Here is a 21,631-nt window from a genome sequence, read left to right as displayed (position 1 = left end):
AAATGACAGAGGGATTCGAAATGGAGAAAAACAGGATAAGGGAAGCAAGGAAACGCAAGGGCTACACCTTGGCACAAGTAGCAGAGCAAACGGGATACACAGTAGGATTTCTCTCCCAACTGGAACGTAATCTCAAACAGCCGTCGCTCAATACACTGCGTAAGATTGCTGCATGTCTGGAATGTTCCGAAGTCTGGCTTATCACGGGAGAAACTGAGGAAAAGAATACTTGGAGCGGGAAAATAATCAAGAAGGAACAGGAAGGCACCTACTGTCTGGCTCCTACAGCCCGATTGCAGATGCACATGCCCGAACTTTCTACAAAGTATGAAATTCTCACTCCTTCCAACCTGCCTGGCGATAAGAAAGCGAAAATGACCGGCCTGTATGTACAGCTTGACGTAGGATGCTGGGCTTCTGAAAAAATGATTTCCCATTGCAAGATGGATGAAAGCCTTTTTATCCTGCAAGGAAAAATAGACATGCACATCGATGACGAAGTGTTTCCCATGGGAGTCGGAGACTGTGCCTATGTGCCTGAAAACACACTGCACAACTATCAGAACACCGGTGATGTCGTCATGATAGGTATCATTTATTTTTCTTCATTGATTTACTGAGACAAATAAGAAAGACATGAAAGAATGCCCGTTGACGGACATGCAATCATACAGAAGAATGGACATGGATCGTGCATCAGCAAGTTCCATGTCCCTGTCTATTGACAGACAGCAGACTTACAGGAGAAGCAACAGTTATGGATACTGAAAAAAACATTGACAAGTTGTTTGCTAGGTGGCAGTCAGGAAATTGTCCAGGTGGCCAGGTACTTGTCAGGAAAGCAGGGAAGACAATATATAGGAAATGGTTCGGGATGGCCAATCTGGAATACCAGGTGCCTATCAATTCACAGACACTTTTCCATCTTGCATCGGTTTCCAAGCAGTTTACCGTCATGGCAATCCTGTTGCTTCAGGAAGCACACAAGCTACAGGTGGATGATGATATCCGGAAATATGTAGGAGATATCATACATATCCCGGTTGCCATTACCATTCGCAACCTCATGAACAATACCAGCGGGATACGTGACCAATGGGAACTCCTGATGCTCCGTGGGGTCAGGATTGATGATGTCATTACCATGCAGGATGTCCTAGCTACCCTTTCAGATCAAAGGAATCTGAATTTTACTCCCGGTTCAAGGTATCTGTATAGCAATTCTAATTTTACCCTGCTTGCAGAAATCGTAAACCGGGTATCAGGCATGCCTTTTCCTGAGTTCCTCAGGCAAAAGGTTTTCATTCCCCTTGGGATGAACCAGACCTGTGTACGGAATGAGGTCACACAGGTCCTGAAAAATGTTGCATATTCCTACATTGACAGAGGAAACGGCAAGTTTGCTTATCAACCTTTGAATTTCTGTCTTTATGGTCCGACAAGCGTCAACAGTACCGTCGATGATTTCGTGTCAGTCTTGGATTACTATGAAGGGCAACTATCTTCGTTTGGTTCCCAAGCCTCAAGAAACTTCATGTTTACCCGTCCGATCCTGTCAAATGGCCTTCCGAGTGAATACGGTGCCGGATTGGAATTCGGCAGCCATAAAGGACTGGAATTCTTCGGACATGGAGGTGTAGATGCAGGTTTTCGCTCCCAGATACTCATCTTCCCCAAGGAACATCTGGATATCTGTATCTTCAGCAATACGACGAATATTGCTCCGAAGCAAGCTGCCCTTCGTATCGCTGACATACTCCTGGAACTTCCGCAGGAACAGTCCATTGAAAGTGGAAAAGATTTGAAGGAAGCAATGGTCGGTACTTATGTGAACAATGACAAGGACAGGCCCTGTCAGCTTACAATCAGTGAAAATGGAAAGGAAAACTTTGTAGAGAAAAACGGTTACCGAATTGCGTTGCACCGTCTTCCTGATGGCAGTTATCAACTAGGCACATTGGATGCATATATATCATTCTGTGATTCCAAGGCACTCTACAAGGCAGCAGGCAGGACATATGATCTGGACAAAGTGCTCCCGGCAAAGGAGCTTGACGGTTTGGAAGGAACATATACCGATACTGAAAACAGCGCAGTACTTCAAATCAGCCAGCAAGGGCAGGAATACATCATTTCCCGTTTCAGATGGCCTGCTGCAAAACTCTACCAAAGGAGTCAGGATGTCCTCTGCTTTGATGTCTTCGATGACCTTCCATCATCCTTGACTTTGATACGGAAGGAACATGCCATTACAGGTTTTTCCCTTGATTGCGGCAGATCATTGCATATGATATTCCAAAAGCAATAGGCATAATCAGTACAAACAAGCTTCACAATTGTTTTCAGTCTCTGTTGCAATGATATATATCTGTCACTGCAACAGAGTTTCCTTGAGATTTGTACATCAAGTATCAGGCAGACCCAATAAAACCAGCAAAGGAAGCAACAACTTATCTCCAATAGAAAGTTAGCAAAATCAAAATATCCCTCTCTTTCAACTTCTGCAAAAGGTTGTTGTGCGCATCTCTTGATAGGATATTTATTCAAACACACGAATATTTTTCATCCAAGTCTCTTGGGATAAAATACCCTTTGATGCAATTAGGATTACGTATGCAGAGTTGAATATGATTCCTTGACCTGAATCCGGCGTTTTCATATATAGGTTCTCCTTCAAAAAAAACCCCTCTTACGCTGTCATAGACAACTTCTTTCTCTTTTTTCAAAGAAATCAACATTTCAATAACAGCGCAATCTAAATTTCTAATCAGGCCATTACCTCTATTCTTAGGAATCGGTTTCCCTGTTTCTTCCGTCTGATGGCAAAGAAAATCATAAGCTGGTTTCAATAATTCCAAATTTTCTGCATCAAGAAAATCCAAACAGCTACCAAGACAAAGTACTGCGCCCACTACAGATGGTTTTTTTATAGATTGGTTTTTATTTTGTGGATGTTTCATGGTGTAGTCGGCCCACTCATATGCACGATGGACATTATTCTCCCAAAAATACATACCAGGCCCTAACCAATCATAAGAATTATTACTAGGAGACAATTCTATCTGACGATTTACCAATTGGTTTCGTACATCTTCATCACATCCATGGAATCCAAAGATCAATCCATCCCGATGTCGGTACATTGTTATTTTGTTCGATTATAATGAGAAGAGAGTTGACCGTTTTTTGTATAAATCCCGGTCCTTTCAAGAACTTTTGCCGCTCGCACCGAGTCTTTTTCGATTTCTGCACATAGTTTGATAAAATCACGTGTTTCTTTGCTTTGATTGGTATTCAATGCTTTCATTTTTTCGAAACTCCCCTTTATAAGACCACAAGTAGAATCTATCTCTTTTCTGAAAAATAACATATAGATGAATCGTCAACATCAACAGATTCTTCTATATAAATAACAAATATACTGCCAAAACCAGTTGACTTTATATAAATTTCTCTATTTCAAAATAAAGTAATTATATTCAAATGTCAACAAAACCAACTTATAGCAGATATCAAGAATCAATAGCTAAAGTTTTTTCAAAACTATAGCTATTAACCGAATCCCTATGTTCACTTTCATCTAACTACAAAAAATACATCAAATAATGATGAAACCAGGAAGGACCTATATTTCCCCCCTTCTGATAAAAAAGTTCTACCCTCAGGACGCTTTTCAAGATTATTTATAATAGGTTGTCTGAAATTTTAGACCAATAAAATACTTGATGTTCAATATAGAACCTGACCGTTGTCATACTTTGGATACAACAGGACCAATATCTGTTTTTTTTCTTCTTGCTATAAGAATTTTTACAATCAGTGAGGTAAAAACCATTGCAAGGAAATAATATATTATCAATAGCATGTTTACGCCCATTCCCAATGACGGTTCGTTAGTAAAAAAAATCGCAGACAGAGGTATTCCAAGTCCTATTGTTTTCTGAGTCCCCGTAAAAATCAAAGCAATTCTATTTCCAAATGAAATATGTGTTGCCTTACCCATTATAAGCGTGATACAAAGTTGTAACAAACAAATGATGCAGGTCCCCACAATCGGAAGTTTAAAATTGCCAATAAGTGCATTGAAATCATTACCAGAAACCACCTGGGAAAAATTTATGTAAATGATTACAAAAATACCATAGAAAGAAATGATATTCGGAACACGTTTGTTTAATTTTCCTTTTGCCAGGAAATTGCAAAGTTGTCCCAAAGAAAAAGGAATTATTACCCTCATTAAAAGATTCTTAATAACCACTTGCCAAGGTTGTACAAGTTGATATTGGGTTTTCAGTATAAAAGAAATGATTAAGGGTGTAATGAATATACCAACCAATTGCGAGCTGATGGCATTACACAATGCTGCAGCAGTATTTCCTTGGTAACGTTTCGTCAGCATGATACAGGATGTCATAGTAGTCGGCACACATCCGATGAATATCAGTCCAAGCAACGAATCTTTACTACAATAATTACCAAGGACAAGAAAAGTAACAAGAGCAATTATCGGTGCAATAATGAAAATACAAACTTGTGTAATGAAAAAAAGCTTTTTCTCAGAAAGTGATTCTTTGACTTCTTTTATATCAACGACAATGCCAAGGAAAAAATACATTGCCATTATGCATAGATTTACTACAAATCCCAATTGATATAGAAAAGTCCCGACTGAAGGAAAAAGGAAAGCACAAAGTGCTGTCAAGGTCAAAGCAATGATAAACATTTTTAAGAGTTCCTGATTTCAAGAAGAATATCCTCCAATTGCCTCTTTCCTTTGTCTGAAAGAGGCATTAGAGGTAATACAGGCTTACCGACATCATAACCAAGTATTTCGAGCCCGGCTTTAATGCAAGGAACCAAATGAAAAGTCGAAAACAATTCATTCAATTTCCATAGTTGCTTCTGTAAAACCAAAGCATCAGCATAAGAATGTGTTTTACACAATTCATAAAGCCGGACACATTGAACAGGAATCAAACATGCAGGCCCTGCCATCCATCCAATCCCTCCAAGCAAAGAAACAAACGTAGGAATATGAGCAGATGCACTGAATATCTTAAACCTGTTGCCATATTTATTGACAATACTCAACAACTTCCCGGTATTGCCTGACGCATCCTTGAAATATTGTATATTCGGAACACCAATGAGCTGATCAAAAATAGCATATGACATTTCAAAATGCATATATTTGGGATTTGAATATAAGATAATAGGAAGATCAGGGACAGCAGATGCTACACTTTTGAAATAGTTGGCAATCTGCATTTCTGAAAGAGGAAAATAAGCCTGCAACATAACAACAATTGCATCCACACCCATATTCTTGAATTTAATAGCTTCAGAAACAGCCTGAGCAATAGAAAAACCAGAGACTCCTGCTACTACAGGGACTCTCCCGGCTGCTGTTGTTATGACTTCTCTCAACAACGAGTCCTTTTGCCCAGGAGTCAAATAGGCAAATTCTCCGACACTTCCAAAAACACATAAGCCATGGACACCACTTGCAATGAGGTCATTGCATAAGCGGGAAAGAACATTGAGCTTCACGGTTCCGTCATCATTTACAGGACTGATCAGATAAGGAATGATACCTTCCAGTTTTTTCATTTTATAATCCTTTCCATGCAAGCAGCAAAATATCGCCGGGCTCTGTCAAGATCGACATCAACAGCAATATACTGGGAGTTTAGCCTGACATTTCCATCATCAGGACAGCAAACCATCATACCACGGGTACGGCCAGCCCCTGTTCCTATCGTCGCCTTCATTTTTTTGAATGTGAGGATTCCAGGATCAGCCAATTCAAGAAAAGCCAACGTATCATGCAATGGCATGAGCAGACCTGTCCCCTTTTCTTTATGAGCACAGCAACAAGAATAGACAAGATCACAAAAGAAATTTTTCAAATAAGACTCATTGGAAAAAGAAAGAGTATTCCGATTAATAGCAAAACGAAGAGTAACATCCAATCCGACAATTTTGATTCCTGAGAAGTGTGAAAAGACCAATTTGGCAGCTTCAGGATCATTATAGAAATTTGCTTCTGCAACAGGAGAACTGTTTCCTCTGACAGCATACGTACCACCCATAACATAAACTTCCTGGAATTTTGTAGCAATTGTCGAATCAAGTTCCAAAGCCAATGCAAGATTAGTCAAAGGACCTGTACAAAGGAGTGTATACTTACCCGGAGACTTGTTTGCCTTTTCAACTAAATATTCTGCCGCTTTTTTGTCTAGAATCTGATTCTGATAGATTCTCTGGGCATCCCATTTGCTAGAAACGTAACTGGAAATAACATTATCGCAAAATATACACCCCTGTAATGGATCCTGCAACATAGGTCTATCAGCACCTGGTACTATATCCACACCTGTCGTGCCTAGGTAATCCAGTAATTGCTGGGCAATCCTGCAACGCCCAAGAGCACCAATCCTTCGGCCATATGCAGTGACTCCTGCCAGGGAAACATCTTTAGTTCCTGCAATGACCATAAGTGTCAATAAATCATCGCCAATCAAATCAGTATCATAAAGCAATTCTTTCATAAGATATTTCCCCATTTTCGTACTATTTCCGAAAACACGAAATCAAGAATTGATACTGCATCTGCATGAGATGCAAAGTACTGAAAACAGGAATCCTGTTCAGTCACTTTCGTATCAAAGACAGTCATTGCATTTGTCAATCCACAATCGGTATCTACGGCTATGTGACAAGGTGTCATTGAAAAAAATTCAGGATGTAAAAGGTAAACAACAGGATAAGCATCATGTATAAATGAAAAAGGCTTGTCAAAGCCATATTTATGGGACCGGTAACTCATATATCGGATAAAAGCTTCACGCAAATTGCAAACAAGACCATCCGGTACTGCTTCGTTCAGAACATCCAAATCCTCAGGAATGATTTTTCTTTCCTTTGTTACATCCAAACTGAAAACATAAGTCGGAATCAACAAAGAAAAAACAAAAGCCGCTGCATATGGGTCTGCCTTGATATTGAATTCAACAGGAAAGGAATCAAGACCTGGTGCTGTCTTTGTACCACCCATCAAACAAATCTGCTTTATCTTCGTAGACAAAGAAGGTTCTGTCGCCAAAGCTAAAGCCAAATTAGTCAAAGGGCCACTTGCAAGAATCGTTATCTTTTCATTTGAATTATGAATTGTATGTCTCAGCAAATCAACACTATAAGTCTTTTCTTTATCTTTCAGACAATCCTGTGACAGGCTACCATGCCATCTTTCTTTTACCCAAAGCAGAGGATCCAAAGGTCGTCCACAGCAATTTGAATGAGGAATTGAGGCAAAACCAATACGTTTCAGCAACACATCCAAGTTTAAGGCAACTTCCTCCGGAGAAACATTCCCTCCCACTGTTGTTATCGCCTTGACATCAAAAAAAGGATTATTCAATGCAAGCAACAATACCAATGCATCATCAATATCTGCATTCCTTGATCCAAAACCTAGATCAACATCAATGACAACCGGAATTTTATTCATAACTTAACCTTTTAATCCAGAGCTTGTAAGTCCGGCAATATAATACTTTTGCAATGGTAAGACTATTGCAATCGGCAAAATCAAGGATAGTGTGCAAGAGGCAAAAATTTGGTTCCAATAAACTTCATTGTCCTGTGACAAATCTGCAATTGCGACTTGGATAACTTTCATTGAAGGTGAACGCCCGGCAATCAAAGGCCAAAGGAAAGCTTCCCACTGATACATAAAAAGTATGATTCCTGCACTTACAACAATTGGAATTGACATTCTCATGAATATCTTTGAATAAATTGTCCACCAATTTGCTCCATCAAGCCTTGCAGCTTCCAAATATGACTTAGGAATATCAAGAAAGAATTGCCTGAACAAAAAAACACACAGTCCATTAGCAACAGCTGGTAAAATCAATCCCCAATATGTATCAACCATATGCAGTGAACTGACAATTTGGTACAGTGGCAAGGCAATTGAACTGAAAGGAATCATAAATGTAAGCAATACAAGTGTAAACAAAGTATTTTTTCCTTTGAAATCAAAAACGGAAAAAGAAAAGGCACACATAGAGTTGACAATGATTCCCATTGCTGTCGTGCAGATTGTTACAAAGCAGCTATTAAAAATTGCTCTGGCAAAATTACGCTTGAAAAGCATATATGAAAATGCACCAATATATACTTTCTTATCCAATTTCAAGGCTTTGAGACTGAACGGCATCAAAGCATTGAATATTGAATCATCACTTTTGAATGATGAAATAACTACCCAGTATATCGGCAAAAGGAAAAGTATGGCAAAAAGGACCAAAACTGTATAATGCAAAATTCTAATTCCTGTATTTCTCATAATTAATCTTCCTTTCTCATCAATTTGAATTCAGCAATTATTATCAGAAGTATCAAAACAATCATAAGCATGACCATTGCATTTCCAACTCCTCTATCAGCGTAAATAAATACTTCCCGATACGCTTCGTACATTGCAACATTTGTAGAATTTTGAGGACCACCTCCTGTCAAAATGTACATTGGGGTAAACATCAATATGTTCTCGGTAGTATTTGCCACCAAAACAAAAAGGAAAGTTCTCTTCATCATCGGAAGCGTAATATAGAAAAAGCTTTGGTATCCCCTCGCCCCATCAATTTGTGCTGATTCATATAAAGAGGGTGATATGTTTTGCAAGCCAGAAATCAAGAAAATCATCCAATAACCTACAGCTCGCCAAGCAATGAAAAAGATTATACTTGGCAATGCCTGTGATGCACTTGTCAAGAATTGTTGAGAAGGTATTCTGAAAAGTTCAAATATTGAATTTACAAAACCACCATTCGGATTATACATTATTCCCCAAATTGTTGAAGTAATTGCCAGCGAAATTGTAAAAGGAATAAAGAATATTGTTCTGAAAATGCCAATCCTTTTTATAGGATGGTTGACTAATAATGCCAAGGCAAAAGCCCAAATAATTTCAAAAGGTACAATGGCAATTATAAATTTTAATGTATTAAGTAAAGCTTGGATAAAAACTTGATCTGACAAAGCTGTTTTGTAATTGTCAAAAAGACAAAAGCTTTTCTGCGCACCATTTGCAAATGAAACTTTAAGAAAGCTTTCAATCAGAGAAGAGATAACCGGTGCAATACGAAATAATACGAGTCCAATAAAAGCAGGAATAAGAAAAAAGTATGGAACAAATTTTTCTCTACTAGTGTTCATTGTCTTTTCCTTGAATATGTTTCTGATAAATACCAAAGGCACCAACCAAAAGCTGGTGTCTCTGGAAAGAAAAAATTTTTATCGGTATTTTGCAAGTGATCTGTCAATTTGGTCTTCAGTATTTGACAAAGTCGTATCGATGTCCGCACCATTCCTTATATCGTCGAATGCATTTGTAAGAATGGATTCGTACTCAAGATAACCGGGTGTCATAGGCCTGGGAACAGCTGTATTGTTAGATTCGTAAGTCAGTAAATCAAAGACATTAAAAGGCCATTCTTTAAATTTCGAATCATTATCAATGGCAGTAAATGTATTTTTATTTGTCGGTAAATGACCATCCATATAGAACCAATCCACACAGGCAGGAGTCAATGTTAAGAATTTAATCAATTTCATTGCAGCCTGTTTGTTCTTTGAATATTTGTTTATACCTAAAGACCAACTACCAGTCGGAGTAACTGGCTTACCATTTTTAAAATATGGATAAGGAGCATAATCCCAATGCAAATCTTTTAGCTGACTATATGCACGGATATTATAATCCGGCCCAATCAGCATTGCCAACTTGCCGCTAGGAAAATATGCAAGCATATCGGAAGCAGAAACACCTTTTGGTGCAACTTTATCGACATTAAACAAATCAGAAATAAATTGGCAAGACTGCTTCCATGCCGAATCTGTCAACAAGCCCTTAACTGACAGTCCATCATCACTGATAGCTTTTCCTCCAAGGGATTCTGGCATGGTAAGCATCTGGTAAGGACGGCTGATCTGAGAAATTCCCAATCCGAATACTTCCGGTGTCCCATCATTATCAGAATCAATTGTCAATTTCTTAGCCAAATCGACGACTTCACTCCACGTCAATCTGTCAGCAGGATCTTTCGACAGTCTTTTCAAACCTGCAGCATCAAACATGTCAGTATTATAATATAACAATTGGGAAGAATTTTGGAACGGAGCAGCATAAAGTTTGCCATTGTATGTGCAAGCCTTGAGTGGAACATCCAGATATTGAGACAATTCATCTGAAGAAAAATAACTGTCGAGCGGTTCCAAGTATCCCTTCACCGCATAAGCAGTAACAAGAGGAGCATCAGTAAATACTACATCAGGAACAGATTCCTTAGCTCCTAATTTTACTTCCACCATCTGCCAAATATTTTTGGTTGGCAACTGTTCAAGCTTTACCTTTATATTTGGATTTTCAGATTCAAATTTTTGAATCATTTTGGGCATGGCCGTATCATACGGTTTTACCGAACTGCAAAGAAATGTAATTTCAGTCGTTTCTTTTTGCGATTCAGTAGATTCAGTTTCAGTGTTTTGGCTTTCTTGCTTTCCATTTCCAAATGCAAAAGCTGAAACCAAAAATACTGCCATAAGCATTAATAATAGTTTTCTCATTTTCAACTCCTTTGCATAAAGTTATCATATTATTTTCACTATTTGTCAAGTATTAATATTATAAATTTTATATTTATATATATAATAATAAAATATATAAAAATTAATTATCATGTCAATTTTTCATGAATTTATCTTTTTGCATAAAATGGTAAAAATTGAAAAAATTTTATTGCAATTGACAAAGTTTTGCATTGAACGTAAACTAAATATATGATAGATAAGAAAGATGACTTTACTTTAAAAGAAATTTCAGAATTATCAAATGTCTCAATTTCTACTGTAAGTAGAGTGCTTGCAGATTCGCCAAACGTAAAAGATTCTACAAAGAAAAAAGTATTATCTGTTATCGAGATGCATACAAAACGCAGCAATTACCCCCAAATGGGTTTCATTGCTTTTATTATCCCGGATATTACAAATCAATTTTTTCCTCTCATGCTGAAAGGTATCGAAGGTATTTGCAGAAGCAAGGGATATGATTTACTGGTTTGCAATACTGAAGGTAATTCAAAAATTGAGGAACAAATCCTAAAAAATCTAATCAAAATCAATATTTTAGGTATTGTGTTTGTCGGTTCAGGCAAGCCATCCGATTTGCTTGTTGAAATGGTACAGAGACGATTGCCTCCTATTGTCTTTCTTGATCGGATACCAAGCATAAACGCCCCAGTTCAATCAATTACTACAAATAATCTCCTTGCAATGTACCAAGCAACAAAATATCTGCTTAGTCTTGGACATAAAAAAATTCTTTATCTTGCTGGACCTGCAGATATTTCAACGGCAGAAGAACGTTACAGCGGTTTTCTAAAAGCACTGGAAGATAGTAAAATTGATTTAAGCAACATAACAAAAATAAATGGAAATTATGATAAGATAACAGCCAGTCAGGAAACTCAAAATCTAATCGACCAGAAAAAATTCGATTATTCTGCCATTTGTGCATCAAATGATGTCATGGCCTTTGGTGCCTATGAGACATTAAGAAAAAACAATTATAGCATCCCTGCAGATATTTCAATAATTGGATTTGATGATATTCCTACTTCATCGCTAATTGGATTGACAACAGTTAGGCAACCGTTCGAGGAAATGGGAAAAATTGCTATGCTACAATTGTTGTCATTAATTCAAGATGCCTATCCTTCAACTGAGCAAATCGTCCTCAGTTCCAATATTGTCATCCGAGAAACCTGTATGGCAGCAGTTCTCAGATAAGAAACATAAAATAATTCTATAAGTATACTTACTTAGAAAGTTACATATTGTTCTTATGTAAAGTTTATTTTTATTGGATTAGTCCATATCTTCCTTTTTGTCTGGCCGTACTACAATCCTTAAGTCAGCAATAGGGACTTTATCGAAAAAGGATAAAGCTGGATTTTATAAACCATGTTCTGAAAATCAAAGCCCTCTAAGAATTTCCGGAAAAAGTAAAAACACGAACAGGCAAGTTGTCAGTAAAAAATATCGTAAGCATTTTGAAATCTGCAGCTATGATATGAATTTTTACACATCAAAAATAATATTAGTTAAATATTTATCATGTTCTTTCCTAGAACTTCTTGCTTCCAATTACAGTTACTTCTAGCATTCCTACCCATGTATAACCATACCCTTGATCAGTTTTGCTAACAACAGGCAATTATTTTGATAAAATTCTAAATTCATTGACAAAATGCCTGTGCATGGTATTATGTGTCTAAATTCGTGATACGGAATCGTATCCCGTAATAAGGGATGACAACATGCAGTTGATAAATAGAACACTGGCAATACTGACATTGCTGAGCAAAGAGCCCGACGGTGTATCGGTAAAAAGCGTGTCAGATGAATTAGGTATTTCCACAAGTGCCGTACATAGGATCCTTTCCTGCCTTAAGGAAGATGGATTCGCTTTTCAGGACAATGAATCAAAGAAATACAGAATCGGTTTCAAGGTCCTCACACTGGCCCAGAACATTTCCCAGAAAAATGCACTGACCAAGATAGCCCACGAATACATGAATGCCTTGTCAAAGGAACTCAACAAGACAGTCGAACTGTGTATCGTCGAAAACGGCAGCACAGTCTGTATTGATTACATCCAGAACATCGATACACAATATTTCTACGTACGTACGGGTTTTGCAATTCCGAAATATGCCACTTCAGCAGGTAAGGTAATAGACGCTTACCTGCCGACAGAAGAAGTCATCAACGAAAACAAAGAAAATTCATTCAAGAAAATAGCTCCAAACACAATCACAGACATTAATACTTACCTAGCAGAACTGCAGAAGATACGTCAGCTCGGCTATGCAAAATCCAATGAAGAACTGCAGGTAGGTGTCATCGGTGTAGCCTGCCCCATATTCGATTCCATGGATAAGCCGATTGCCAGCGTATCGTTCAACAATCTGAAGGAAACCGGAGACATCGACATACAGATGATAGAAAAACTGAGACAATGTGCCAATGACATATCATATTCGTTGGGATTCAGGGAGGACCAACATGCCAAATGATTATTGCCTAAAGACAACTGACCTGACGAAAATCTACCATGTCCTGATGAAAGAAGACACTGTAGCTTTGAGAGACATCAACCTGGAAATAGAAAACGGTGAATTCGTTTCCATCATAGGCCCTTCAGGATGTGGAAAATCTACGTTCCTTCGAATCATCGGAGGTCTTGATAACCCGACCAATGGGCAGATTGATTACAAGGATGGCCCTGAACAGGAAATGGGATTCGTCTTCCAGGACCCTGTATTGCTACCATGGAAAACAGTACGGCAGAATGCCGGTTTTCCCCTCGATATCAAGAAAGACAAGAGTATCCAGTCTCAGGAAAAACTTGATGCCCTACTGGAACTTGCTGGTCTCACAGAGTTCAAGGATGCCCTTCCCCGAGAACTGTCCGGTGGTATGAAGCAGAGAGTTTCCATCGTTCGTGCACTCTCATACGATGCCCCGATATTGCTCATGGATGAACCCTTCGGTGCACTTGATGCCCTGACAAGAGATCATCTGAACATCGAGTTGCTCAAGATTTGGGAAAATACAAAGAAAACGGTCGTATTTGTTACCCATAGTATTCCTGAGGCAGTCTTCCTCTCCGACAGAGTAGTTGTCATGTCTGCTCATCCCGGCATGATAAATGAAACAGTAACCATCGACTTACCTAGGCCCCGTACTATGGCCATGAGGGAAACGACGGAATTCCAGGACTACAGCAGATACCTGAGGAGAATCATCGGATGAGGATAAAGGGAAATGTAACGACAGCTGCAAAGTTGATAGGTGAATATATCCTGTCAATAAGTATCTTCGTATTGATCTGGCAGATTTACGTTTCGACACATGATGTCCCTGCCTTTGTCCTGCCGGCCCCGAAGATTGTCTTTGTCCAGTTCGGCAAATTGTTTAGCTCGGGTATGATTTGGCCACATCTGTGGGCAACCACATGGGAAGTAACGGTAGGTTTTCTGTTGGGTGTCTTTTTCGGAGTCGTCCTCGGTTATGTATTTGCCAAGGTAGATGGACTGAAGACAGCATTGATGCCACATATCATTTTCATGCAGACAGCTCCCAAAATTGCCTTGGTGCCTCTGTTCGTCGTCTGGTTCGGTATTGGCATCACATCGAAGCTGGTCCTGATCGTTTCAATGGTAATCTTTCCTGTCATGATCGGCGTCATCATGGGAATCGGTTCAATACCACAGGATGTACGCTATCTGATGAAGATACTGAAAGCCAGCAAATGGCAGATATTTTCACGGATTGAGATAATGTATTCACTGCCGATGATCTTTTCAGGCCTGAAGATAGGTATCGTCCAGGCTGTCATCGGAGCCATTGTCTCTGAATGGATGTCAGGCAAAGTAGGCCTAGGCTACATTCTGACATACAGCTCCGCCACCTACAATACCGCCCTGCTGATGGCAGGTATCATCGTAACCGTACTGGTCGGCATCATCTCTTACGAAATCATCGACTTGGCAGGCAAATATCTGCTCCGCTGGCATGATTCGGAAAACACATCGAAGCAACAATAATCGTACAACACATCTTTTTTGGGGGAATATATGGAGTATATTTCGGCAGACAAACCATTTTTCAATGGCTTGATGCCTCATTTGAAATGCAAGAAAGGGGACATCGCAAAGATTGTACTGCTCCCCGGCGACCCGAAACGGGTCATGAAGTTCGCCAGTTTATGTGATAACTTTGAAATCATTTCAAGCAACAGGGAATTTACCGTCGGAACCGGAACATACAAGAATGTCCGGTTAAGCGTCTGTTCGACAGGCATAGGTTCTGCATCTACGGAAATCGTCGTACAGGAACTCATGTACTTGGGCGCAGAAGTTCTGATCCGCACCGGCGGTACCGGAGCAGTCCAAAAAGGAATAGAATGCGGAGATCTCATCATCAACACAGGAGCCATGCGTCTGGGAGGAGCTTCAAGTTTCTATGTGAGGCCGGAATACCCAGCCATAGCTTCGTTTGAAGTTGTCAAGGCCCTGAAGGAAACCTGTGAAGAAAACAACGTCAGATATCATATGGGCATCTGTGCATCAGTAGGTTCGTTCTACAAAGGACAGGGCCGTAAGATCGTCGGTAAGGAAACCAGCGATACCGACCTGATCAAATATTATGAAGACCTGAATATCAAAAACCTTGAAATGGAATCAGAAACCGTATTGACCCTGGCATCATTGAACAATATTTATGCCGGAAGCATCTGTGTAGTCCATTGCAACCGTATCGAGGATAAATGGCTGGTTGATTTCGAGGACGCCCAGTTGAAGATGTGCAAGACAACGCTGGAAGCCGTTGTAAAAATAAACTCGTATTTACAAGGAGAAAAGTTGTGAGAAAATTAGCAATCCTGACAATCGCACTGTTGTCGTCGGCAGCCTGTCTTTGGGCTCAGGGGACAACGGAAGCAACCGAGGCAAAATCTGCCGACGGACTGACGAAAGTCTCGATCCAACTGGACGGTGGAGCGACCCCGTACTATGCACCCCTGTATGTAGCCCAGCAGAAAGGCTACTTCAAGGAAGCAGGACTTGATGTCGATTTCTACTATGCGGCAGCTTCTGATATAGTCAAGAACGTTGCAGCAGGAAACGTTGAATTCGGCTTCCCCAATGCAGATGCAGTAGTCACTGCCAAATCCAACGGCGTACCCGTGAAAGTCGTGCACAATACGTATCAGCATGGCTTGGGATCAACCATCTTCAAGGCCGATTCAGGAATTACGAGTGCAAAAGACCTGAAAGGAAAGAGAATTGCCGTAACAAGCCTGGGAAGCCCAAACTACATCCAGTTGCAGGTCCTGCTGAAGAGCGTCGGACTTACACTTGATGACATCGATCTGGAAATAATCGGTACCGGTGCCATCCTGAACTCCCTGACGACCGGCAAGGTAGACGCCATCGTATTCTCCATGCTCAGGACCATTGAGCTGAACAATGCCGGTGCCGACGTAAAGGAAATCAGGTCTGATACGGTCTTGCCTTCATTCGGCAACGTGCTGATCTCAGGAGACGCCTATATCAAGGAACATCCTGAAGTAGTCGACGCATTCAGCAGTGCTTTGACAAAGGCAATCCAGTACATCTGTGACGGACATGCAGAAGAAGCTGTTGACTTGTCCATTGCAAACTACGTAAAGACATTCAATGCCTCGAAGAGGGATGTTACCATCCAGATCATCAACGAAGTGTTCAAGACTTATCTGTGGCAGAGCGACTTCACCAAAGCCAATGGTATCGGGACTGCAGATCCTGCACGCTGGAACAAGCTGATCAACATCCAGCATGAGTACGGCATCATCGACAATGTCTTCGATGCAAATGATCTGCTGTATTCGAAGATAATCAAATAGTTAGGAAAACAGGAGCAGGAGATGAGACTATTCTATCAGAAATACAGGAACGTCATATTGCCAGTATCAGTAATCCCGGTATTCTTGCTGGTCTGGGAACTTTATATCGTACTATGCAAGATACCGGCCTATCTGCTGCCAAGCCCTTATGCATTCCTGCTGTCGATGATCGAATTCTTCAGGACAGGTGATATGCTCTATCACATCTGGGTAACCTTGGAAGAAATATTCCTGGGAACTTTCTGGGGCATCCTGCTGGGGCTGGTCCTCGGCTATGTCCTGGCAAAGGTTGAATTCCTGGAAAAGCTTGTGATGCCTTTCGTCATCATAGTCCAGACTGCACCGAAGATATCTCTTGCTCCCCTGTTCATCCTCTGGATGGGACTGGGCATCCAGTCCAAGGTGGCTCTGGTCATCTTGGTCGTGTCCTTTCCCGTCATGACAAATGAAGTATTGGCTGTCAGGTCAATTGAAAAGAACATCTACAATCTGATGACCATACTGAAGGCCAATGCCTGGCAGCGGTTCATCAAGATTGAATTGCCTTTTTCCGGAGAGATGCTTCTCTCCGGAATGAAGGTAGCAGTTACCCAAGCCATGATCGGAGCCGTCATCGGTGAAATGATAGGAGCAAAGGCCGGGTTAGGCTATCTGGTCGTACTCGGCGGAGAAAACTATAACATCAACCTGATACTGTCTGCGGTCTTCCTTCTGAGTGTCCTCGGCCTGTTCCTCTATAAGGTATTTGATATCCTGGAAAGACATATCCTGACATGGAAGGAAACGGAAGAAGAAGTCGTAGGTTGACAGCAACTACCGGAATCATTCGATTCTCCCAAGGAAGACATGGCTATGGACAAATCAGATATCGTAAAAGAAATAAGAAGTATTTTCAATAGATTCGAACACATAGGCTGCCTCGAAAACGGCGGTGTGACCCGGTTGGGTTACAGCAGCACAGAAGATGAAATGCACCGGACATTTCTTCAGATCGGCAAAGAATATGGTTTTGATACTTTCACCGACAACATCGGAAACTCGTATGTATCCAATTGCAAAAGAACACCGGCTACATGGATCTGCTCACATCTGGATTCCGTTGTTTCAGGTGGCAGATATGATGGTGTCATCGGGGTCATCGTCGGACTTGCCGTATTGCTTGACCTTTCAGCGAAAGGCATCCGCATACCGGTACGAGCCGGTGCATTCCGCTGTGAAGAATCTACCAATTTCAATAAATGTACGATAGGAAGCGGACTGCTGTCCAAGGAATATACAAAGGCAACGGTTGCGAACCTCACAGACAAGGAAGGAAAAAAGCTCAGCAGGATATTCGAAGAAAAAGGCCTGCTCTATGCAGATTCCCTCGAAGGGATCAAGGAATACCTGGAAGTACATATCGAACAGGGCAAGATTCTTGAAGACAGCAACAAGATCATCGGGATCGTCCATGCCATCGTCGGCAACGAACGGCTGGAAATAACCATCCAAGGGCAAAGCGAACATTCAGGTACTACCCCGATGGGAATCAGGAAAGACTCCCTTTGCTTTGCCTCCGAGCTCGTCTCCTTTGCAGAAAGCTATGCAAAAGCCCATGATGATATCGTCATAACGGCAGGGGAACTGGACAATTTCCCCAATGTCATCAATGTCATCCCGGGCAAGACCAAGCTTACCCTCGACATCCGCTCCCAGGACCAGCATACGTTGACGGAAGCCAAACGTGCAATACGGCATAAGGTTGAAGAAACGATGGCACAGCGAAGCATGAAAGCTTCGATAAAGGAAATAGGAAAAGCAAAACCTGTACACTTGTCCCAAGGAATCAGTACAAACCTGGCACACATCGTTGCAGATCAGTCCATTCCCTATGCCGATATGGTGAGCGGAGCAGGACACGATGCAATGTGCTTTGCTGATATCGTACCTACCGGCATGCTCTTCATTCCTTGCAAGAATGGGATAAGCCACAACGAAAAGGAATATGCCAAGCTTGAGGATGCAGGAAAAGCAGCGGATATATTGGTCCGCTATCTGGAGGAAAAGTATGCTCATCATTAGAAACGGCTTGCTTATCGATCCCCTGCATGGCTGGCAGAAAAAAGCTGACCTGCAGATTGCTGATGGAAAAATCACGGGAATCAGCCAACATATTGAAAAAGGAAGGGCAACCGAATATATCGATGCCGAAGGCATGCTGGTCTTCCCCGGTTTGATAGACGTACATGCCCATTTCAGAGACCCCGGCTTCACCTACAAGGAAGACATATGTACCGGCAGTGAAGCCGCCATTGCCGGCGGCTACACGAAAGTCGTCTGCATGGGAAACACGCAGCCTCGGATGGACAATGAAAAGGCCCTTGCCTACTTTTATCAAAAAGCCAAAGCAACTCCATTGAAACTGTATACCGTGGCAAATGTAACGGAAGGCATGGAAGGTAAAAGACTGACCGATATGGATGCCCTCAGATCATATGGTGCCGTCGGTTTCAGTGATGATGGTTCCCCCATCATGGATACCAAGCTGGTAGCCGAAGCCATGGAAAAGGCCAAGGCACTTGACTGTCCTATCAGCTTGCATGAGGAAGACCAGAACTTCATCGGTGTACATGGTATAAATGATGGGAAGGTCGCCGAATTGCTTCAGATGAAAGGAGCCATGGATCTGGCAGAAAGCAGTATGGTTGCCAGAGACTGTGTATTTGCAGTCCATACGAAAGCAAAAGTTGATTTCCAACATATAAGCTCTCAAGAATCCGTTGAAATCATCAGGTTTGCCAAACAATTTTCTCCAACGATCTTTGCAGAGGCAACACCACAGCATCTTTCCTTCAATGAAACCGAAATCCTACGAAGCGGTACCAATGCCAAGCTCAATCCCCCGTTCAGAACAGAAAAGGACCGGATGGTTCTGATAGAAGGGGTAAGGGATTCGACACTCAATCTCATCGCGACTGACCATGCTCCACATAGTATAGAAGAAAAGGGACAAGGATTCCTACGCTCTCCCAGTGGCATCATAGGTCTGGAAACTGCATTGTCAGCCGTCTACGAAATGCTTGTCAAAAAACACGGTATGACAATGGTCGATGTCCTACGTCTGCTGACCACCAATCCAGCCTCTTTATATGGTTTTGAACTCCCCTCACTCCAAAAGGGGGCAACGGCCGACCTCGTAGTGTTTGACCCACAAGCCCAATGGGTCTATACAAGCGGAAAATCGAAATCATCCAACTCACCGTTCCTGCAGAAAACATTGCAAGGCAAAGTCGTCTATACCATCATCGATGGAAAAATAGTATATAAGGACAGAACAAATGAATGAAATAGTCTACAACAGGAAGGTAAACGACAAGTTTTATCTCATGAAGGTCAAGGATCCTTCTTCCTGCGACATGGGCCAGTTTGTCATGGTACGGACGGAAGACAATTTCCCCTTGTTATCCAGACCTCTTGGTATTTTTGACAGCAATGCTGAAACGACATCCTTTCTCTACCAAACAGTCGGCCAAGGAACTCAAAAGCTAAGCACTATGCAAGCAGGGCAACATGTCCTGCTTCAGGGACCGAACGGTACAGGATTTCCCCATGCAGAAGGAAAAATAGCCTTGGTAGGCGGAGGGACAGGAATTGCGCCGCTATACTATGCAGGGAAAAAGCTGAAAGAACAGAAAAATACTATCGTAGACGGTTACTTGGGATTCAGCAAAGAAGCAATCCTGGTAGATCAATATAAGGAAATCCTCGATGCGGTCACTGTCAATGTCGGTGGCTATATCATCCAGGATATCGATGTACAGGCATATGATTACATCTATGCCTGCGGTCCTACCATCATGATGAAACTGTTTTCCCAAATATGCAGGGAAAAGGGAGTCGGAGAAAAACTTTTCGTTTCGTTGGAAGCAAGAATGGGATGTGGCATAGGCATTTGTCTTGGCTGTTCCATCAAGACCATCCACGGAAATCAAAGAGTATGCAAGGAAGGCCCGGTTTTCAAGGCAAATGAGGTGTTCTATGAATAATGCATTGCAGGCAAATCTTGCAGGGACCGTCATGAAGAATCCACTTCTGCTGGCATCAGGTACCTGTGGCTTCGGAAAGGAACTGTCAGGGTTCTTCGATATCGAAAAGCTTGGTGGCATGTGCTTCAAGGGACTTACCTTGCAACCCCAGTGTGGTAATGAAGGTATAAGGATCTGGGAAACCCCAAGCGGACTGATGAACAGCATAGGACTCGAAAACCCTGGAGTTGACGCCTTTATCGATACCATCTATCCCAAGTTGACTACTTTCGATTTTACCAGGATTGTAAACTTGGGAGGCCACTCAGAAGAAGAGTATGAAGAAGCCTTGGAAAAACTCAATGATTTGGATATAGATTTCATCGAGCTGAATATCTCCTGTCCGAATGTCAAGAACGGAGGCATGAATTTCGGTATACAGACTGAATTCGCGAAGCAGTTCGTCGCAAGGATGAGAAAAATCTGCAGGAAGAAGATGATAGTAAAACTGTCTCCCAATGCAGAAAATATCGTTGACCTTGCAAAAGCCTGCGAAGAAGTAGGTGCCGATGCGCTTTCATTGGTAAATACTTTCCAAGCAATGGCAATTGACATCAAGAAAAAGAAACCAGTATTCAACAACGTCTACGCAGGTCTCTCCGGTCCGGCTATCAGGCCCATAGCGCTGAGGATGGTACATCAGGTATGCCATGCAGTGGATATTCCCGTAGTTGCCGTAGGAGGCATCATGAGCTGGGAAGATGTCATAGCTTACATCATGGTAGGAGCTACCTGCTGCGAAATAGGCACAGCATCCTTGCTGCAGCCGACTGCAGCCATGGGAATCCTGAAAGGACTGGAACAGTACATGGCGGACAACCACTACTCTTCATTGGATGAAATTCGTAGAATCATATGAAATAATTTAGACAGGGTATTATAAATCCAATATACATTAACTAATGTATAGCAGAAAGATAAATAACTGCTTGGACAATATTCTCAAGGAATTGACTAGAAGGAAACCATAAAGCAAAACAGAAGCTTCTGCCGTAACAGAATACAATCCTTGGAAAAAATATAGTTTAGAAATTGGAAAATCATTAGCAAT

At 41.3% G+C, this 21,631-nt stretch carries 22 protein-coding genes; 13 read left to right on the top strand and 9 right to left on the bottom strand.

Annotated elements, in window-relative coordinates; translation table 11 throughout:
* Positions 1-2: 2 nt before the first annotated feature.
* Together LKE40_11885 and LKE40_11880 are read left to right on the top strand one after the other, a co-directional pair.
* Positions 3-620, top strand: a complete 618-nt coding sequence (locus LKE40_11885; protein MCH3918130.1) for an XRE family transcriptional regulator — start codon at positions 3-5, stop codon at positions 618-620.
* Positions 621-757: 137 nt separating this feature from the next.
* Positions 758-2,308 (top strand): beta-lactamase family protein, encoded by a 1,551-nt coding sequence (locus LKE40_11880; GenBank protein MCH3918129.1) that lies wholly within the window; start codon positions 758-760, stop codon positions 2,306-2,308.
* Positions 2,309-2,543: 235 nt separating this feature from the next.
* Here the strand turns inward: LKE40_11880 and LKE40_11875 are convergent, their stop codons facing one another.
* The 9 genes from LKE40_11875 to LKE40_11835 form a co-directional block, all read right to left on the bottom strand.
* Positions 2,544-3,122 (bottom strand): hypothetical protein, encoded by a 579-nt coding sequence (locus LKE40_11875; protein ID MCH3918128.1) that lies wholly within the window; start codon positions 3,120-3,122, stop codon positions 2,544-2,546.
* A 23-nt stretch (positions 3,123-3,145) separates the two neighbouring features.
* Positions 3,146-3,307 carry a hypothetical protein gene (locus tag LKE40_11870; GenBank protein ID MCH3918127.1) on the bottom strand — a complete coding sequence of 54 codons (162 nt, stop codon included), beginning with the start codon at positions 3,305-3,307 and terminating at the stop codon, positions 3,146-3,148.
* 444 nt (positions 3,308-3,751) lie between these two features.
* Entirely contained in the window at positions 3,752-4,723 is a 972-nt protein-coding gene (locus LKE40_11865; protein ID MCH3918126.1) for a bile acid:sodium symporter, read from the bottom strand.
* 2 nt (positions 4,724-4,725) lie between these two features.
* On the bottom strand, positions 4,726-5,610 hold the full coding sequence (locus LKE40_11860; protein MCH3918125.1) for a dihydrodipicolinate synthase family protein: 885 nt from the start codon (positions 5,608-5,610) through the stop codon (positions 4,726-4,728).
* Positions 5,607-6,551, bottom strand: coding sequence for a nucleoside hydrolase (locus LKE40_11855; GenBank protein ID MCH3918124.1), 945 nt, complete (start codon positions 6,549-6,551; stop codon positions 5,607-5,609). The genes LKE40_11860 and LKE40_11855 overlap by 4 nt, the downstream gene beginning before the upstream one ends.
* Positions 6,548-7,510, bottom strand: a complete 963-nt coding sequence (locus LKE40_11850) for a nucleoside hydrolase (protein ID MCH3918123.1) — start codon at positions 7,508-7,510, stop codon at positions 6,548-6,550. The genes LKE40_11855 and LKE40_11850 overlap by 4 nt, the downstream gene beginning before the upstream one ends.
* Before the next feature lie 3 nt (positions 7,511-7,513).
* Positions 7,514-8,071 carry a carbohydrate ABC transporter permease gene (locus LKE40_11845; GenBank protein ID MCH3918122.1) on the bottom strand — a complete coding sequence of 186 codons (558 nt, stop codon included), beginning with the start codon at positions 8,069-8,071 and terminating at the stop codon, positions 7,514-7,516.
* A gap of 284 nt (positions 8,072-8,355) precedes the next feature.
* Positions 8,356-9,225: a sugar ABC transporter permease gene (locus LKE40_11840; GenBank protein MCH3918121.1), complete on the bottom strand. Its 870-nt coding sequence runs from the start codon at positions 9,223-9,225 to the stop codon at positions 8,356-8,358.
* A gap of 78 nt (positions 9,226-9,303) precedes the next feature.
* Entirely contained in the window at positions 9,304-10,635 is a 1,332-nt protein-coding gene (locus LKE40_11835) for a sugar ABC transporter substrate-binding protein (protein ID MCH3918120.1), read from the bottom strand.
* 213 nt (positions 10,636-10,848) lie between these two features.
* On the opposite strand from LKE40_11835, the gene LKE40_11830 reads away from it, so the two are divergent.
* The 11 genes from LKE40_11830 (at position 10,849) to LKE40_11780 (ending at position 21,439) form a co-directional block, all read left to right on the top strand.
* Complete coding sequence (locus tag LKE40_11830; protein MCH3918119.1) at positions 10,849-11,856, top strand: LacI family transcriptional regulator; 1,008 nt, start codon at positions 10,849-10,851, stop codon at positions 11,854-11,856.
* A gap of 530 nt (positions 11,857-12,386) precedes the next feature.
* Entirely contained in the window at positions 12,387-13,145 is a 759-nt protein-coding gene (locus LKE40_11825; protein ID MCH3918118.1) for an IclR family transcriptional regulator, read from the top strand.
* Entirely contained in the window at positions 13,135-13,884 is a 750-nt protein-coding gene (locus LKE40_11820) for an ABC transporter ATP-binding protein (GenBank protein MCH3918117.1), read from the top strand. The genes LKE40_11825 and LKE40_11820 overlap by 11 nt, the downstream gene beginning before the upstream one ends.
* Positions 13,881-14,678 (top strand): ABC transporter permease, encoded by a 798-nt coding sequence (locus LKE40_11815; GenBank protein ID MCH3918116.1) that lies wholly within the window; start codon positions 13,881-13,883, stop codon positions 14,676-14,678. The genes LKE40_11820 and LKE40_11815 overlap by 4 nt, the downstream gene beginning before the upstream one ends.
* Positions 14,679-14,708: 30 nt before the next feature.
* Positions 14,709-15,500, top strand: coding sequence for a nucleoside phosphorylase (locus LKE40_11810; GenBank protein ID MCH3918115.1), 792 nt, complete (start codon positions 14,709-14,711; stop codon positions 15,498-15,500).
* Positions 15,497-16,516: an ABC transporter substrate-binding protein gene (locus LKE40_11805; GenBank protein MCH3918114.1), complete on the top strand. Its 1,020-nt coding sequence runs from the start codon at positions 15,497-15,499 to the stop codon at positions 16,514-16,516. Before LKE40_11810 ends, LKE40_11805 begins: the two co-directional genes overlap by 4 nt.
* Positions 16,517-16,537: 21 nt before the next feature.
* Positions 16,538-17,323, top strand: coding sequence for an ABC transporter permease (locus LKE40_11800; protein MCH3918113.1), 786 nt, complete (start codon positions 16,538-16,540; stop codon positions 17,321-17,323).
* Between the two features lie 45 nt (positions 17,324-17,368).
* Entirely contained in the window at positions 17,369-18,577 is a 1,209-nt protein-coding gene (locus LKE40_11795) for a Zn-dependent hydrolase (GenBank protein ID MCH3918112.1), read from the top strand.
* Positions 18,564-19,841 carry a dihydroorotase gene (locus LKE40_11790; GenBank protein ID MCH3918111.1) on the top strand — a complete coding sequence of 426 codons (1,278 nt, stop codon included), beginning with the start codon at positions 18,564-18,566 and terminating at the stop codon, positions 19,839-19,841. The genes LKE40_11795 and LKE40_11790 overlap by 14 nt, the downstream gene beginning before the upstream one ends.
* Positions 19,834-20,541, top strand: a complete 708-nt coding sequence (locus LKE40_11785; GenBank protein ID MCH3918110.1) for a dihydroorotate dehydrogenase electron transfer subunit — start codon at positions 19,834-19,836, stop codon at positions 20,539-20,541. The genes LKE40_11790 and LKE40_11785 overlap by 8 nt, the downstream gene beginning before the upstream one ends.
* Entirely contained in the window at positions 20,534-21,439 is a 906-nt protein-coding gene (locus LKE40_11780) for a dihydroorotate dehydrogenase (protein ID MCH3918109.1), read from the top strand. The genes LKE40_11785 and LKE40_11780 overlap by 8 nt, the downstream gene beginning before the upstream one ends.
* Positions 21,440-21,631 lie beyond the last annotated feature (192 nt).

Source organism: Spirochaetia bacterium (assembly GCA_022482625.1).
Taxonomy (GTDB): Bacteria; Spirochaetota; Spirochaetia; order Sphaerochaetales; family Sphaerochaetaceae; genus Pleomorphochaeta.
The sequence above is the reverse complement of the archived record's forward strand: the minus strand, read 5'-3'. Positions and strand labels throughout refer to the sequence as shown.